The following is a 16,241-nucleotide window of genomic DNA, read 5'->3' on the forward strand; positions in this document are numbered from 1 at the left end:
GCCCGGCGGCGGCGGCCGCCCGGCCGGGCGCCTGCTACGCGAGCCGCTCCGCGAGGACCCGCACCACCTCGAAGCCGGCCCTGCCGTCCCCGTACGGGGCGTCGAGCGCGGTTCCGGGGGCCGGGCGGGTGGCGGTCGCGTGCCACTGCTCGCGGGTGAGCTGGTCGGGCCGCGGCACGAGGACGTTCCAGCCGCCTTCGAGGGTCTCGACCCATTCGGTCTCGGTGCGCAGGGTGGTGCAGGCGCGTCCGAGCAGGTAGGCCTCTTTCTGGAGTCCGCCGGAGTCGGTGACGACGCCGGAGGAGGCGAGGACGGCCGCCACGAGCTGGCGGTACGGCAGCGGCTTGCCCGCGTGCAGCGAGCCCTGGGTGAGCTTGAGCCCGTACTGGTCGGCCTTGGCCTGGAGCCGCGGATGGGCCAGGAGCGCGACCGGGATCGGCAGGCTCGCGAGGGATTCGATGAGCGCGGCGAGCAGCTCGGGGTCGTCGGTGTTTTCGGCCCGGTGCAGGGTGGAGACGAGGAACGGCTGCCCAGGGTCGATCCCGGCGGGCAGCTCGGGGCGCTCGCCCGCGGCGAGCACGGCGTCGCGGGTGTGGAAGCAGACGTCGACCATGACGTCGCCGACGTTGACCGCCCGACTGCCCAGGCCCTCGCTGGTGAGGTGCCGTACGGCCTCGTCGCTGGGGGCCAGCAGCAGGTCGGCGCAGTGGTCGGTGAGGACGCGGTTGTGCTCTTCGGGCATGCGCCGGTTGAAGGAGCGCAGGCCCGCTTCGAGGTGCGCGACGGGCAGGTGCTGCTTCACCGCGGAGAGGGCCCCGGCGATGGTGGAGTTGGTGTCGCCGTAGACGAGCACCCAGTCGGGCCGCTCGGCGTCGAGGATCGGGTCGATCGCGGCGAGCATCGCGCCGGTCTGGGCGCCGTGGCTGCCCGAGCCGATGCCGAGGTGGAAGTCGGGTTCGGGGATGCCGAACTCGGTGAAGAACACGTCCGAGAGCTCAGGGTCGTAGTGCTGTCCGGTGTGGATGACCACGTGCTCGTGCTCAGAGTCCTTGAACGCGGCGGCGATCGCGCCGAGCTTCACGAGCTGGGGTCGGGCCCCGACGATGCTGACGACCTTCACGCTTGCTGCTCCTTGTTCTCTGCAATGGGGGAGAGGACGCCGTCCTGCTCCGCAAACCGCTCCCCAGTCTGGGGGCAGCGCCACTCGCCGTCGCCGTCGGCCTCCAGGCGCTCGCCCGCGCGGCCGACCCAGCCCGCGAACCGGGCGGGTACGCCCATGACGAGCGCGTAGTCCGGCACGTCCTTCGTGACGACGGCTCCGGCGGCGACCATCGCCCAGCGGCCGATGCGGAGCGGGGCGACGCAGACGGCGCGGGCGCCGATCGAGGCGCCCTCGGCGACGTCGACGCCCACGGCCTCCCAGTCGTGGGCGCGCTTGGCCTTCCCGTCGGGGGCGACCGCGCGCGGGTTGTGGTCGTTGGTGAACACGGCGGCCGGGCCGACGAACACGCCGTCGGCGAGGGTCGCGGGCTCGTACACGAGCGCGTAGTTCTGGATCTTGACGTTGTCGCCGATGCGCACGCCGGTGCCGATGTAGGCGCCGCGGCCGATCACGCAGTCGGTGCCGAGGCTGGCGTGCTCGCGGATCTGGGCGAGCTCCCAGATCGAGGAGCCGTCGCCGACCGCGGCGGTCTCGTGCACCTGTGCGCTTTCCTGAACCCTGTAAGGCATTCGCTGCTTTCAATGTATTCGTGGCATTCGCCGAGATCGGTCTGCTTCTGGACGAGTATACGGAGAGGCGCTGCGATCCGACCTCATCGGAAGCAAGCGAACGTCATATTGCGCAGGTCAGTCGCCTTTTCTAACTGCGAGACAACGAAAGGTGAACGAACCTGTTTCGTACGATCTGTCGTTGTACGGGGGTCGGAGTTCGTCCGGCCACGACCATTCGGAGGAACCATGGGCAGGCGCATCGTGATGCTGGTGCAGAACGGCGTCACCGGCGATTCCCGCGTGCAGAAGGAGGCCGCCTCCGCCGCCGCGGCGGGCTGGGAGGTGATCCTCTTGGGCCGCAGTGAGAGACGCGCCGAGGAATGGGAACTCGGCGGTGCCCTCGTACGGCTCGTCCCCACCGGCCGCGACTTCGACCGGAAGCGCCACGAGGTGCGCCGCCCCTGGCTGCGCAGCCCCCTCGCGTACCCGCCCGGGCCGCTCGAGAGCTACCGGCGCAAGCAGGTGCAGGCCTGGAAGGCCGACCTCGCGTACACGAAGGCCCGGCTCGCGGTCTGCGGCGGCGGCCCCGGCCCGCGCCTCGCGCTCGGCGCCCGCACCGCCGGCGTGCATATCGCAGCCTCGTGGATCCGCGCCCGCACCCGCCTGAGCCGCCGCGTGCGCGAGCGCCGCGCCGCAGCCGCCGCCCCGTGCGACCGCGCCGCGGCCCGCTTCTGGAGCGGCCTGCTCGGCGACCGCGCCTGGCGGCGGCTCGACCCGGCCCTGTGGGACCTCGAACTCGCGTTCGGCCCGGTCATCGACGAGCTCAAGCCGGACCTCATCCACGCCAACGACTTCCAGATGCTCGGCGTCGGCGCCCGCGCGAAGCTCCGCGCCCAGGCCGCCGGGCGCGACGTGAAGCTCGTCTGGGACGCGCACGAGTTCCTGCCCGGCATGAAGCCCTGGAAGCCCCACCCGTGGTGGCCCGCCGCGCAGCTCGGCTTCGAACGCGAGCACGCCCCGTTCGCCGACGCCGTCGTCACCGTCTCCGAGCCCCTCGCCGACCTCCTCGTCGCCGAGCACGGGCTCACCGACCGCCCCGCCGTCGTCATGAACACCCCCGAGCAGCGCCACGGCGACGACGAGGAGATCCCCGGCCTGCGGGACCTCTGCGGCATCGACAAGGACACGCCGCTCATGATCTACAGCGGCGTGCCGCTGGAGCAGCGCGGCATCCACATCATGGTCGAGGCGCTGCCCTCGCTCCCCGAGGTGCACACCGCGCTCGTCGTGTCGAAACCCCACTGGGCCTACGTGCGGCGCATGGCCGCCCGCGCCGAGGAGCTCGGCGTCGCCGACCGCGTCCACATCCTCCCGCACGTCCCGCACCACCAGGTGGTGCGGTTCATCGCCGCGGCCGACATCGGCGTCAGCCCGAACCACCACCACCAGAATCACGAGATCTCCTTGAACACCAAGTTCTTCGACTACTCGCACGCGCGGCTGCCCATGGTCGTCTCCGACGTGAAGACCATCGCCGAGGAAGTGCGCCGCACCGGCCAGGGCGAGGTCTTCCGCGCCGGCGACACCGAGGACTTCGCGCGCGCCGTGAAACTCGTCCTCGCCGACCCCGAGCGCTACCGCGAGGCCTACCTCGACCGGGTGCCGCTCGAGGAGTGGACCTGGCGCCGCCAGGCCGAGCACCTCACCGGCGTCTACGAGAAGCTCATCGGCACCCCCGGACTCGGGCGGGCGGCATGAGCGCGGCCGAGCGCGGACCTACCCGGCCCGGCCGCGTGGTCATGGTGGTGGCCAACCGGATCGACGGCGACTCGCGGGTGCAGAAGTCCGCGCAGTCCATGGCCGAGGAGGGCTGGGAGGTCCACCTCGTCGGCCTCTCCGTGGCCCGCAAACCCGAGCACTACCGCCACGGCGACGTCGAATACCACAAGATCCCGGTCCCGAAGATGGACCCGCCCCGCACCTTCCGCCAGCGCGCCGCGGCCCTGCAGTACCCGCTGGCGTACCGCGAGTCGGTCCGCGCCGGGCACGGCATGCAGCGGATCAAGGCGGAGCGCATCGAGATCGAGGCGATGGACGCCGAGCGCGGCCGCGACGGGCTGCTGCGGATGCCGCGGTTCGTGCGGCGCGCGGGCCGCAAGGTCCAGCGGGTGTGGATCGGGCGCCGCATCGACCAGACGAAGGCGCGCGACCGGCACCTCGCGCGTGAGAACGGCTTCCTCGACCGCGTGACGCGCCGGTGGTGGAAGCTGCTGCTTGGCGACCGCGTGTGGCGGCGGCTCGACAACGACGCCGTGCGCATCGAGCTGGCGCTGCGGCCTGAGATCCTCAGGCTCGAGCCGGACCTGCTGCACGCGCACGACATGTACCCGATCGGGTTCTGCGCGCGCGCCGCCGAGACGCTGCGCCGCCGGGGCAAGCGGGTGAAGCTGCTGTACGACGCGCACGAGTTCGTGCCCGGCTGCGACACGCTGCCGGCCGACCGGTTCGAGTCCCTGGTGCGGTACGAGCGGCGGTACCTGCCGTACGCGGACGCGATCGTCACGGTCTCCGCGCCGCTCGCGGACCTGCTGCGGGAGCACCACGGCCTCGACCGCACGCCCGCGGTGGTGCTCAACGCGCCGCTCACCCCGGACCCGGACCGCCCCGACCCGGGTGATGTGCGCAGCGCGTGCGGGCTCGGCCCGGACACGCCGCTGGCCGTGTACTCCGGTTGGGCGGCACCGGAACGCAAGATCGAGATGATCATCGAAGCGGCCCGGCAGGTGCCGGAGCTGCATGTCGCGTTCCTCGTGAACCGGCCGAACCACCCGTACGTGCTGTCGCTCATCGCGCTCGGGGAGCGGTACGGGATGGCCGAGCGGCTGCATTTCCGCGGCTACGTGGACTACGCGGATCTGCCGCGGTTCCTCTCCACGGCGACGATGGGCATCCACCCGATGCAGACCGGTCCGATCAACCACGAGATCGCGCTGCCCAACAAGTTCTTCGAGTACAGCCACGCGCATCTGCCGCTCGTGGTCTCGGATGTGAAGACCCTCTCCCAGGAGGTGCGGCGCATCGGCAACGGCGAGGTGTTCACCTCCGGGGACGTCGGCAGCCTCGTCACCGCGATCGACAAGGTCATCGCCGACCCCGAGTCCTACCGGGCCGCCTACCGCGACCCGGCGACGCTCGCCGAGTACACATGGGAGCGCCAGGTGCACCAGTACGTCGGCCTGTACGAGGAACTCACGAAGGAGCTGCCGCGGTGAACGCAGCGAGACACGTCGCCGTGGTGACCCCCTGGTACCCGGATGCGCAGCGGCCCTACCGGGGTTCGTTCGTGCAGGCGATGGTCGAGGCCGTCGCCCCCGGGCTGGACGGCGTGGACGTCTACCACCTGGACGGGTGGGCCGTGACGAAGAACCCCGAGCGGCTGCGCCGCGTCCGCGAACTCCAGACGACGCTGCTGCCCCGCGCGCTCGCCCCGGCCCCGGCCGTGGCCGGAGCGACGCTGTACCGCCTGCCCGTGGTCATCGAACGCAGCCGCGACCTCGCGCTCCACGCCCGCCGGCACGCTGAATGGCTCACCGTCGCCTTGGGCGGCGATCCGATCGATGCCGACATCATCCACGCGCACGTGCCCATGAACGGCGGCTACGCGGCCTTGGAGAACGCGAGGCCCGGGGCCCGCGTCTACATGACCGAGCACTCCTCGTTCCTCGAAGACCTGCTCGCTCAACCTGACGCCAGGGCGCTCTACGACGAGATCCTCGACCGCTGCGCCGGGGTCTTCGTCGTCGGCGAGCCGCTGCACCGCCTCATCGCGGAGGTCTTCCCGCACCACACCGGCAAACTCGCCTACATCGCCAACCCGATCGACTTCCAGGCCCGCCGCGCGCAGCCGCCGGCCGCGCTGCGACGCTGGCTCTCGGTGGCCGGATTGATCGAACGCAAGCGCATCGACCACCTCCTGCGGGCGTTCGCCGACTGCCGCGCCGAGGACCCGGACCTCACGCTGACCCTCGCCGGGGAAGGCGGGCTCCGCCGCGAACTCGAAGCCCTGAGCGCCGAGCTCGGCGTCGACGACGCGGTCGCATTCCTCGGTGCGGTCGACCCGGGCGAGATCCCCGGCCTCATGGCCGACCACGACCTGCTCGTCCACACCAGCCGGCACGAGACCTTCGGGGTGGTCGTCGTCGAGGCCCTGGCCGCCGGGACCCCGGTCCTGGTGACCCGCTCCGGCGGTTCCGACCAGGTCCTGTCAGGCATCGAGGACGACGCCGGGCAGCTGGTCGACGTCGTCGACGACCCGTCGGTCTTCGCCGACGCGTACCGGTCCCTGCGCGACCGGTACCCGCACAAGGTCGACCTGGACGCCGCCCGAGACGCGCTGCGCGCCAAGTACTCCTACGACGCGGTAGGCGCTCACTACCACTGGATCTGGTTCGGAGACCCATCGTGAACCTCCTCTTCCTCGCGCCGCTCGCCAGCCGCAAGAGGGCCGTCGCCGTCGAGACCCGCCGCGCCCTCGACGACGGCCACACCGTGGTCCTCATCGCCGAGGCCGGCGTGAACCGCGAAGGCTGGGACCTCGACCCCCGCGTCGACGTCGAATGGCTGAGCGCCAACGAACTCAACGCCCCCGAGGCCCGCTCGACCGCGCTCCTGAGACTCCCGCTGGGACTGCTGCGCCTCGTCGGCCGCGGCCCGCTGCGCCGCCTGGCCGACAAGGCCGCCGGCCGCTGGAAACGGCACGTCACCGGCCCCCGCGACAAGCGCCGCAAACGCGAGACCGACGCGATGCGCGAAGCGCACCGGCTCGACCGCGTCCGCGCCCGACTGGCTGCGGCCGAACCGGACTGGCTGGTCCTGTGCGAGTCGGCGGCCATCGAGCTCGCCACCGAGTTCGTGCCCGACCTCCTCGCCGCCCGCCCCGGCCTCCGCGCCACCTACGCGTACGAGCCCCTCCCCGGAGGCGACGTTGAGCGCTGAACGGCCGCGGCTGCTCTACCTGGCCTTCTACTTCCCGCCCTCGCGCGCCAGCGGCGTCTACCGGGCCCGCGCCACCGCCAACTACTTCGCCGAGTCGGGCTGGGACGTCACCGTCGCGCGCGTCCCCCAGTGGTTCCTCACCGACGTCGTCGGCTCCACCGACGACGGCCTGCTCGACACCGTGGACCCGCGTATCGCCACCGTCAGCCCCGAGCTCGACGACTTCATGTGGGAGACCGACGTGCGCGCGTTCGGGTCCTTCCGCGGGAACTTCCCGTTCCTGGCCGCCCGCTGGCACAAGTGGAAGCAGCGCTTCAAGTTCCCCGACCGGTACGCGTCCTGGGGCGAGTCCGCGGTCGAGGAGGGCCTGCGCCTGCACGCCGAGAAGCCGTTCGACCTGGTGATCGCCACCGGCAACCCGTTCTCGGCCTTCGGCGCCGCCTACGAGCTCGGCAAGCGCACCGGCCTGCCGTACGTCGTCGACTACCGCGACTCCTGGACCCTCGACCTGTTCAAGAACGCGGACGCGTTCCCCAAGGGCGACAAGGCATGGCGCTGGGAGAAGCGGATCCTCGAGCACGCGGCCGAGGCGCTGTTCGTGAACGAGGCCCTGCGCGAGTGGCACGCGGACCGCTACCCGCGGGCGGCCGGGCGTATGCACGTGATGCTCAACGGCTGGGACCCCGACGTGCTCCCCGAGGTCCCCGACTCGACGGCCGACGAGGACCGCCCGCTCTCCTACTCCTACATCGGGACCCTGACCGCCAACCAGCCCGTCGACGCCCTCTTCGCGGGCTTCCGGGCGATGGCCGACCGCGGCCGCCACCCCGGCGCCACCCTCGACCTGTACGGCCACCTCGGGTTCTTCGCGAAGTACGAGTCGCGGATGCGCGCCGACATCGGCCTCGACGAGGACTACGACCGCATCCGCCACCACGGCCCCGTCTCCAAGGCCGAGATCGGCCGGGCGTACGCGGCCAGCGACGTGCTCGTGTTCCTCGTCGGCGGCTCCAAATACGTCACCTCCGGAAAGATCTTCGAGTACATGGCCACCGGGCGCCCCATCGTCTCCGTGCACGAGAGCGGCTCCGCCGCTGAGGAACTGCTCCGCGACTACCCGCTCTGGTTCAACCCCGGCGGCCTCGAGCCCGACGCGGTCGCCGCCGCCATGGCCGACGCGGGCGACGCCGCCCGCAAGGCCGACCCCGACCTGGCCGGACGCGCCCGCGCCTACGCGGCGGGCTTCACCAGGTACCGCGCCATCGAGGCGTTCGAGCGGCGCGCCCGCGCGATCGCCGAGAACGGGAGCCCGCGATGACCACCGCGACCGACCTGCCGCCCCTGCCCGAGCGCGTCGTGATCCTCCTCTTCGGCAACGGGGCCGTCAAGCGCACCAACGACTACGCCTACCAGATGGCCCGCCGCGGCGTGCGGGTCCAGGCGGTCGTCGCCGACGGCCAGGGCTGGCGCCGCGCGCCGTCCCTGCACCCCAGTGTCGAGGTCTACTCGCTCGCGGGACCCGAGAACCGCCAGCCGCTCCTGTGGCTCTACGAGACCCTCGTCGAACGCGCCCCGGCCGCGGTGCTGCGCCGCCTCGACGGGAAGGTCCCCGGCGCCGGGTTCGCCCGCCGCGCCCACCGCAAAGCCGCGGGCTTCTGCCGCCGCAACCTCTTCTGGAAGGTCTACCGGCCCCTCCGGCACCAGGCCCTCCGCGCGATCGCCCTGCGCCGCCTCGGACGCCTCGACATCGGCGACGCCGACCACGTCGTCTGCCCCGACCCGGCCGCCGTCCCGCTCGCCTGGTCGATCGCCAAACGCCACCCCCGCCCCGTCGTCACCCGAGCACTCCATTACGGCCCCTACAGATCCCACCCCGTCACCGCCCCCATCGAACCCTGGGACACCGACCTCCATGGCAAGGAGGACCGCCCCCCGTACCAGCCCCTCTGACCGCCCCGCAACCGGACTTCCCGCCGCAGCAAGCGGTCCCGCCCGCTCGAGCAGTGCACACTCGACCAGTGCACTTGGGACGTCCACCCCTGGCGGTACGATGTGGACCCCCTCCGCGCCTGCCCAAGGAGTCCACACGTGACCGGTCACCGGATCCTGTTCCTGACCGTCGGCGAAGCCGACCCCGACACCCGGGTCCACCGGGTCGCGGTCGCCGCCGCGGCGGCCCGCTGGGACGTCCGAGTCCTCGGCCGCTCGCCCGCCCGCGCCCGGCGCGAGCGCCGGATCGGCCCGGGGCATGTCGTGCTCGTCCCGGTCAAGGACGGCTTCGCCCTGCGGCAGCACGAGGTCCGGCCCGCCTGGCGGCGCGATCCGCTCGCCTACCCGAACGGCCCCGCCCGCGCGTACCGGCGGCGGCAGCTCGAGGTCGCCCGGCTGCGCCTGCGACACGACCGCTTGCGCGCGGACGCGGCCCGCCCGCTGCGCCGCGCCGCCCTCAAGGCCCGCGCGGCCGTCCTGAAGGGCCAGGGCTTCTGGTACCGCAAGCGCTCCGGGCGCACCACGCGGCTCATCGAGCAGCGCCGCGACCTGTCCTCACCGCTCGACCGCGCCGTCACCCGCCTGTGGACGCTCGCACCCGACCCGCTGCTGTGGCGGCGGTTCCTGCCGTCCGTCTGGGACTGGGAGCTGGCCTACGGCCCCGAGATCGATGCCCTCGCACCCGACCTCATCCATGTCGGCGACCCCGAGCTCCTCGGCGTCGCCGCCCGCGCGAAGCTCCGCGCCGCCGCTGCCGGACGCACCGTCCGCATCCTCTGGGACGCAAGGGAACCCGTCCCTGGCGATGCGCGCTCGGAGCTCGGCCTCGCCGCGTACCTCCGCGAACACGCCGCCAGCGCCGACGCGGTCGCCGCCGCCACCGGCCCGCTCGCCGACCGCCTGGCCGCCGAGCACCGGCTCCCCGAGCATCCGGCCGTCGTCGGCGACGTGCTGCCGGCGGACCTCGAGTTCGCCGCCGATGCCGCGAGCGAATCCGAAGTGGACGCGATGCTCGCGCTCTACGAGCGGCTCTGCCCGGCCCCGTCCCGCCCGGCGCCCGCGAGCCTCGCCGAGAGCCTGCTCCGGGACGGCGCGGCCGCGTTCCCGCACCGGACCGGACCGGTCCCCTGGCCGGGCGTGGACGGGAAACGCGTGCGCCTCGGCCTGGGCACCGCGAACTCAGCCGGGCAGCTCGCCGAGTTCGCGCGGGTCCTGGCGCGCTTCCGGTCCGACTTCGGCGCGGAGAGCGTCATGATCCCCTACAGCGAGCACCTCCGCTACGGCGCCGACGTCTACGTCGAGCCGAAGGACCAGGGCGACGGAGGGTACGAGGACTGGCGCTGGGAGCGGGTCACGCAGGCGTACACGCACCTGGTCGCCGACGGGTTCCGGTCCGTGTTCGGCCGCCGGTTCGGCGGGCATGTCGGGGACGAGATCCGGGTCCTGCAGCGGATCGGTCTGCCGACCGCGCTGCTCGCGCACGGCAGCGAGGTCCGCCATCCGCTGCGCCACCTCGAACGCCACGAGTTCTCGGCCTACCGCGCCGCCCCGCGCGACCTCGTCAAGCGACTGGTCGGCACCACCGAGCGCAACCGCCGCATCGCCGACGAGAGCGGCTTCCCGCTGTTCTGCACCACTCCGGACCTGCTCGACGACCTGCCCGTCGCGGTGTGGGTCCCGGTGGTGGTCGACGTGGACGCGTGGAGCTGCGACCGCCCCGTCTTCGAACGCCGGGCCCCGGTCGTCGTGCACGCCCCCTCGAACCGCTGGACGAAGGGCACCGACCTGATCCTGCCGGTGCTGGAGGACCTCGAGTCCCGCGGGGCGATCGAGCTGCGGCTCCTGGAAGGCGTGCCCCATTCCCGGATGCGGGAGCTCGTGCTCGACGCCGACCTCGTCGTCGACCAGATCGGCATCGGCATCTACGGCGTGCTCGCCTGCGAGGCGATGGCGGCCGGGAAGCCCGTGACCGGCTGCATCGGCGAGACCGCCGCGAAGGCCTACGGGCCCGACCTGCCGGTGCTGCACACGACCGCCGAGACCCTCCGCGCCACGGTGGAGTCGCTGCTGGACGACCGGGACCGGGCCCGCGCGATCGGCGCGGCCTCGCGCCGCTACGTCCGCGCGGTCCACGACGGTACGCTCAGCGCGGCGCGCTTCGCGGTGTTCCTCGACGGCGCACCGGATGCGGCGCTGCCTGCGCGATCGTGAATGCTCGTTTCAGACCGACGGTTGTTACCATGGGCGCGCCCGGCGCATGCCGCAGACGGGCCGGCAGAGGGAGCGAAGAAGATGACGGACGAGGGTCGGCCCACCGCCGGACGCCGGATCGTGATGCTGGTCGACAACGGCATCGACGGCGACTCGCGCGTGCAGAAGGCCGCCGCGTCGATGGCCGCCCACGGTTGGGACGTCCATCTCATCGGCCTCGCGCCCGGCAACAAGGCCTCCCGCTTCGAGCTCGGCGGAGCCACCGCCTACCGCCGCGTCGTCAAGAACTGGCCGGGCCTCAGACCGCTGCGCCAGCGCCTCGCGCGCGTCCGCTTCCCGTTCACGCACGCGAGCATCGGCAAGGCCGAATCCGAATGGGAGCGCCGGCGGATCATCCGCACCGACCTCGCGCAGCGGCGTCTGCGCGCGGAGCTGCGCGCCGAGGGCCGCAAGGGCCTCGGCGGCGGCCTGCCGCTCCTGTTCCACCGTGCGCGGGCGAAGGCGCGCGTGCGGTGGCTGCGCTTCCGGCTCGACCAGACCCGGGGCATGGCCGAGGCGCAGAAGGCCCGTCCGGACGGCGGGCTGGAGCGGTTCGAGGCGGCCTACTGGAAGCTGGTGCTCCGGAACCGGAGCTGGCGCAAGCTCGACCCGTGGTCGCTGCGGTTCGACCTGGCGTTCACGCCGCTCATCGAGAAGCTGCGGCCGGACCTGATCCACGTGCACGACTACCGGATGATCGGGGTCGGGGTCCGCGCCGCGGCCCGCGCCCGCGCCAAGGGCCGCAAGGTCCCGGTGGTGTACGACGCGCACGAGTTCCTGCCGGGCGTGAAGCCGCGGAACCGGAAGTGGCAGGTCGCGCAGATCGCGCACGAGCGTGAATACATTCCCTATGCCGATGCGGTCGTGACGGTCTCGCCGCGGATCGCCGAACTGCTGGTGGAGTCGCACGGGCTCGCCGAGTCTCCCGCGGTCGTGCTCAATTCGCCGCCGCGCCCCGACCCGGCCCGCCAGGACTGGGCGACGCCGGAGGGCTTCCGGGACGTGCGGGCCGCGTGCGGCCTGGACGCCGCGACGCCGCTGATGGTCTACTGCGGCGGGGCGTCCCCGCAGCGCGGCCTGCACCTCATGGTCGAGGCGCTCGGACTGGAGCCGGACCTGCACGCGGCCTTCGTGGTCAACCTCACCACGGGCCCTTATGCGGAGTCGCTGCTGGAGCAGGCCGAGCGACTCGGTGCGGCCGACCGGGTCCACCTCATGCCGTACGTGCCCTACGACGTCCTGACCACGTTCCTGGCCACCGCCGACGTCGGGGTCCACCCGCTCGAGACCGGGCTGGTCAACCACGAGGTCGGGTTGAACACCAAGTTCTTCGAGTTCATGCACGCGGGGCTGCCGATCGTCATCAGCGACGTGAAGGTGATGTCCGAAGAGGTCCGCCGCCTCGGCATCGGCGAGGTGTTCCGGTACGGGGACGCCGAGGGCCTGGCGCGGGGCGTGCGGGCCGTACTCGACGACCGCCCCAGCTACACCAAGCGCTACGCCGAGCCCGGGTTCCTCGACGAGTTCACGTGGGAGGTCCAGGCCGCCCGCTACGACGAGCTCTACCGCCGGCTGCTCCCGGGCGGGCCCGAGTCCAGGGTGCCCGCCGCCCGCACCGACCGAAATGGCGTGAACCAGGCAAATCAGCTCTCGGTATTATCGGGAACAGAGGTTCAAGCCCCGCAATGCCTTGGAAGAATAAGATTCCTCGGCATATTCGTCTTGGTTTCCAATGTTGCGGCGCACGTGTTATGCCACCGTGACCTGTGCCCGGGTGGCGGGCGGCTACGCTGCAGACATGCTGCGTTCTGTCATTCTCGCCGCCGCCCGGTCATCGAAGATCGAGCGGCTCGTCGGCACCGCGCCGGTGACGCGATCGCTCGTCCGCCGCTACGTCGCGGGCGAGACCACGGCCCACGCCGTCGCCACCACCAGGACCCTCGCGGCCGACGGACTGCTCGCCACACTCGACTACCTCGGCGAGGACACGGTCGTCGTCGAACAGGCCGACGCCACCCGCGACGAGTACCTCGGGCTCCTCGCCTCCCTCAAGGGCGAGGGCCTCGCGAAATCCGCCGAGGTCAGCGTCAAACTCTCCGCCGTCGGCCAGCGCATCGACGCCGAGCTCGCCTACGACCGGGCCCGCGAGATCTGCGCCGCCGCCGCGGACGCGGGGACCACGGTCACCGTCGACATGGAGGACCACACCGTCACCGACTCCACTCTGGAGATCGTGCAGCGCCTCCGCGACGAGTACCCCTCCACCGGGGCCGTGCTCCAGGCCTACCTGCGCCGTACCGAGGACGACTGCAAGTCGCAGGCCGTGCCCACCTCGCGCATCCGGCTCTGCAAGGGCGCCTACAAGGAGCCCGAGTCGGTCGCCTACCAGCGCGGCCTCGACGTGGACCGGTCCTATGTGCGCTGCATCAACGCGCTCATGGCGGGCGAGGGCTACCCGATGCTCGCGACCCACGACCCGCGGCTGATCGAGATCGGCATCGACCGGGCGCGCTGGTACGACCGCGAGAAGGACTCGTTCGAGTTCCAGATGCTGTACGGCATCCGCCCGACCGAGCAGCTGCGGCTGGCCGCGGAGGGCTACCGGATGCGCGTGTACGTGCCGTACGGGGACCAGTGGTACGGGTACCTGATGCGCCGCATGGCGGAGCGCCCGGCGAACCTGGCCGTGTTCGCTCGGTCACTGTGGACCAAGTCTTAGAAGGTTCTGAGGAACCGGGCCGGGCCGTAACGCGATCCGGTCCGGCCCGGTGCTGCTCACGGGCCTGGACGACCAGCGCACACCCGCTGTTCGGGGCTCGCACGGGTAGCGATCGGCGACTACAGTTGCGAACGTGACTCAAGCCCCCGAGGACTTCACCCCGGATTCCCCCGAGCGCGGCCAGCCCGGCGAACCCCGCCCCGGGCAGGCCGCCTCGGCGCCGCTCGTGCCCGGACAGCGCTCCGGGTCCGAAGCGCCGCGCGGCACCTCGCCCGAACCGGTGCTGCCGCAAGCGGACACGGGCGACGCGGTGATCCCGCAGGCCGCGCCGATGCCGCCGCTCCCGGAGCCGACGGCGCCGCCGTCGGCCCTGCCGGTCGACATGCTGCCGCCGGGCGCGGTCCCTCCCGGGGGAATGCCGCAGGGCCCCATGCCGGGTCAGATGCCGCCGGGCCAGTACCCCACGGCGCCTTACCAGGTGCCGCACCAGGGCGCGGCCGGGCACGTCCAGATCCCGCCGGGGCCGATTCCGGTCACCGCGATGCCGCCGTGGCCCGGCGGGCCGGTCTACTTCCCGCCGCGGCCCGACCGCGGGCGGTCGCGCTTCGGCACGATCCTCGTCGTGCTGCTGCTGGTCACGGGCTCCGTCTTCGGCGGGGCCCTGGTCAACGGATGGCGCCCGGCGATGCCCGGCGCCGAGACCGGCACGATCGAGGGGCTCGCGGTCGAGCCCGGCGAGGGCACCGTCCCCAGCCCGGGCCCGAACGCGTCCGAGGCGGAGATCCTCGCCTACCTCAAGGAGCAGGCGCAGCTCGTCCTCGACGCCCAGAGCGAGTCGCTGGTCAACGGCAGCCTGGAGGGCTGGCTCGCCGCCTACGACCCGACGCTGCACGACCAGATGACGCGACGCTTCGACTCGCTCACCTCGATGCAGGTGTCCCGCTTCGACTACCAGATCGCCTCGGGCCCGATCGAGGACGCCTCGGGCGCGGTGCCGCTCTATGACATCTCGGTCGCGCTCTCGTACTGCTTCGTGGAGCCGGCCGACACGTGCAAGGCCGCCGACATCGTCTTCGACTCGCGCTGGCGCGCGGGCGAGGACGGCCTGGTGATGGTCGAGGTCTCGAACTCGGAGTACGGGGAGGGCCCGCACCCGTGGGAGGTCACCGACCTCGTCGCCGCCGTCGGCGAGCGCACCGTCACGGCGGTGCCGCTGGAGATGGCCGACCGCCTCGACGAGGCCCTGGAGATCTCCGAGGCCGCCGCGGTGAACGCCGACCAGTGGGCGTACTGGGAGAAGCCCGACCGGTACGTCATCTACATCGCCAGCGACGACGAGTTCGAGACCTGGTTCGGGGGCTTCTGGGACTCCGAGGACGTGCTCGGGTTCGCGCTGCCGCTCACCGGGACGGTGAACGGCGAGCGCCAGCCGTCGACGTACGCCACCGTGATGGGCGTGGACCGGACCGGCTGGGGGTACGGCCTCACCTCCGTGATCCGGCACGAGCTCGGCCATGCCGTGACCCTGTGGGCCGCGCCGTCCGAGCGGTACGCCGACGACACGTGGTGGATGGTCGAGGGCGTCGCGGAGTACATCGACCACGGCGACCGGGCCCTCGACGAGTACGACCGCACGCTCGACGTGCGCGACTACGTGGAGCAAGGCGGTTGCGCGACGGACATCCTCCCGCCCGACGGGGACGACGACACGCTCGCCGGGTCCGGCAAGTACGGGTGCGGGTTCCTCGGCGTGCACTACATGGTCGACGAGTACGGGGTCGAGAAGTTCACCGAGTTCTTCGGCGCGACGGCCCGCGAGGGCGAGCCGGCGGTGGACGCGGCGCAAGAGGTGTACGGGAAGAGCTATGCCGACCTGATGCAGGAGATTACGGCCTTCATTGCCCAGACCGTGTGAGATCGGGTGTTGCCGGGTGGCCGGGACTGCCGTAACATGAGCCTCATCCCAATCGAAAGACATCAACGTCACAGTCTGTGACGACCGACTTGTTTCGGTTCATATGGGCATTCGCGTCCGCCGCACCTCAAACACATCACACAACCCCACGTCCTTGCATAAGTGCTCGCAACAGCCCTCGACAGAACGGTGAGACACATGAGCGAACCCGGGGACCTCCTCGACGAGGTCAAGTTCTTGACGGTGACGGAGGTGGCCGAGCTGATGCGCGTCTCGAAGATGACGGTGTACCGGCTCGTCCACAACGGCGAGATCGCGGCGGTGCGGGTCGGGCGCTCCTTCCGCGTTCCCGAGAGCGCCGTCAAGACCTACCTCTCCGAAGCGCTCCAGACCGACGACTGATCCCCCTCGGCCCGGCAGGTCCCGCCACGCACAGCTGTGACGGGGCCTGCGGTTCCGCTCGCCCGGCGCGGGGGCCGCCGGGCACGCGCGTTAGGCTGGTCGGGCTCGAAAAATTGTCTAGTGAACATCTGTGAGGAAGCTCTATGGGCTCGGTCATCAAGAAGCGGCGCAAGCGCATGGCGAAGAAGAAGCACCGCAAGCTGCTCCGCAAGACCCGCGTGCAGCGTCGCAAGCTCGGCAAGTAACCGAGTCGACCGG

The 16,241-nt window shown here is 71.9% G+C and carries 13 protein-coding genes and 1 pseudogene; 12 read left to right on the forward strand and 2 right to left on the reverse strand.

The annotated features are described in order from the left end of the window. Window positions 1–34: 34 nt before the first annotated feature. Both wecB and O1R50_RS02690 read right to left on the reverse strand, forming a co-directional pair. On the reverse strand, window positions 35–1,120 hold the full coding sequence (gene wecB, locus O1R50_RS02685) for a non-hydrolyzing UDP-N-acetylglucosamine 2-epimerase (RefSeq protein ID WP_270108315.1): 1,086 nt from the start codon (window positions 1,118–1,120) through the stop codon (window positions 35–37). Further along, window positions 1,117–1,731, reverse strand: coding sequence for an acyltransferase (locus tag O1R50_RS02690; protein WP_408612582.1), 615 nt, complete (start codon window positions 1,729–1,731; stop codon window positions 1,117–1,119). The genes wecB and O1R50_RS02690 overlap by 4 nt, the downstream gene beginning before the upstream one ends. A gap of 228 nt (window positions 1,732–1,959) precedes the next feature. Between O1R50_RS02690 and O1R50_RS02695 the strand changes: the two genes are divergently transcribed. The 12 genes and pseudogenes from O1R50_RS02695 to O1R50_RS02750 all read left to right on the forward strand — a co-directional run bounded on the left by O1R50_RS02695 (window position 1,960) and on the right by O1R50_RS02750 (window position 16,228). Continuing rightward, the gene (locus O1R50_RS02695) at window positions 1,960–3,471 is read left to right on the forward strand and encodes a glycosyltransferase family 4 protein (RefSeq protein ID WP_270108318.1); all 1,512 of its coding nucleotides are present in this window, start codon (window positions 1,960–1,962) and stop codon (window positions 3,469–3,471) included. After that, entirely contained in the window at window positions 3,468–4,985 is a 1,518-nt protein-coding gene (locus O1R50_RS02700) for a glycosyltransferase family 4 protein (protein ID WP_270108319.1), read from the forward strand. The genes O1R50_RS02695 and O1R50_RS02700 overlap by 4 nt, the downstream gene beginning before the upstream one ends. Continuing rightward, entirely contained in the window at window positions 4,982–6,178 is a 1,197-nt protein-coding gene (locus tag O1R50_RS02705; protein ID WP_270108320.1) for a glycosyltransferase, read from the forward strand. Before O1R50_RS02700 ends, O1R50_RS02705 begins: the two co-directional genes overlap by 4 nt. After that, a complete protein-coding gene (locus O1R50_RS02710) occupies window positions 6,175–6,708 on the forward strand; it encodes a hypothetical protein (RefSeq protein ID WP_270108321.1) in 534 nt (177 codons plus the stop codon). Before O1R50_RS02705 ends, O1R50_RS02710 begins: the two co-directional genes overlap by 4 nt. Next, complete coding sequence (locus tag O1R50_RS02715) at window positions 6,698–8,026, forward strand: glycosyltransferase (protein WP_270108322.1); 1,329 nt, start codon at window positions 6,698–6,700, stop codon at window positions 8,024–8,026. Before O1R50_RS02710 ends, O1R50_RS02715 begins: the two co-directional genes overlap by 11 nt. Beyond that, a complete protein-coding gene (locus tag O1R50_RS02720) occupies window positions 8,023–8,658 on the forward strand; it encodes a hypothetical protein (protein ID WP_270108323.1) in 636 nt (211 codons plus the stop codon). The genes O1R50_RS02715 and O1R50_RS02720 overlap by 4 nt, the downstream gene beginning before the upstream one ends. 138 nt (window positions 8,659–8,796) lie before the next feature. Further along, window positions 8,797–10,908, forward strand: a complete 2,112-nt coding sequence (locus O1R50_RS02725) for a hypothetical protein (RefSeq protein ID WP_270108324.1) — start codon at window positions 8,797–8,799, stop codon at window positions 10,906–10,908. Between the two features lie 546 nt (window positions 10,909–11,454). After that, window positions 11,455–12,378, forward strand: a pseudogene (locus O1R50_RS26215) (glycosyltransferase family 4 protein); the annotation flags it as partial. A 367-nt stretch (window positions 12,379–12,745) separates the two neighbouring features. Beyond that, window positions 12,746–13,666 carry a proline dehydrogenase family protein gene (locus O1R50_RS02735; protein WP_270108326.1) on the forward strand — a complete coding sequence of 307 codons (921 nt, stop codon included), beginning with the start codon at window positions 12,746–12,748 and terminating at the stop codon, window positions 13,664–13,666. Between the two features lie 133 nt (window positions 13,667–13,799). Further along, a complete protein-coding gene (locus tag O1R50_RS02740) occupies window positions 13,800–15,581 on the forward strand; it encodes a hypothetical protein (RefSeq protein WP_270108327.1) in 1,782 nt (593 codons plus the stop codon). 198 nt (window positions 15,582–15,779) lie between these two features. Continuing rightward, complete coding sequence (locus tag O1R50_RS02745) at window positions 15,780–15,983, forward strand: helix-turn-helix domain-containing protein (protein WP_030155806.1); 204 nt, start codon at window positions 15,780–15,782, stop codon at window positions 15,981–15,983. Between the two features lie 143 nt (window positions 15,984–16,126). After that, entirely contained in the window at window positions 16,127–16,228 is a 102-nt protein-coding gene (locus O1R50_RS02750) for a 30S ribosomal protein bS22 (RefSeq protein WP_081687713.1), read from the forward strand. The last annotated feature ends 13 nt before the right edge of the window (window positions 16,229–16,241 follow it).

This window comes from Glycomyces luteolus, from assembly GCF_027622875.1.
Taxonomy (GTDB): domain Bacteria; phylum Actinomycetota; class Actinomycetes; order Mycobacteriales; family Micromonosporaceae; genus Glycomyces; species Glycomyces luteolus.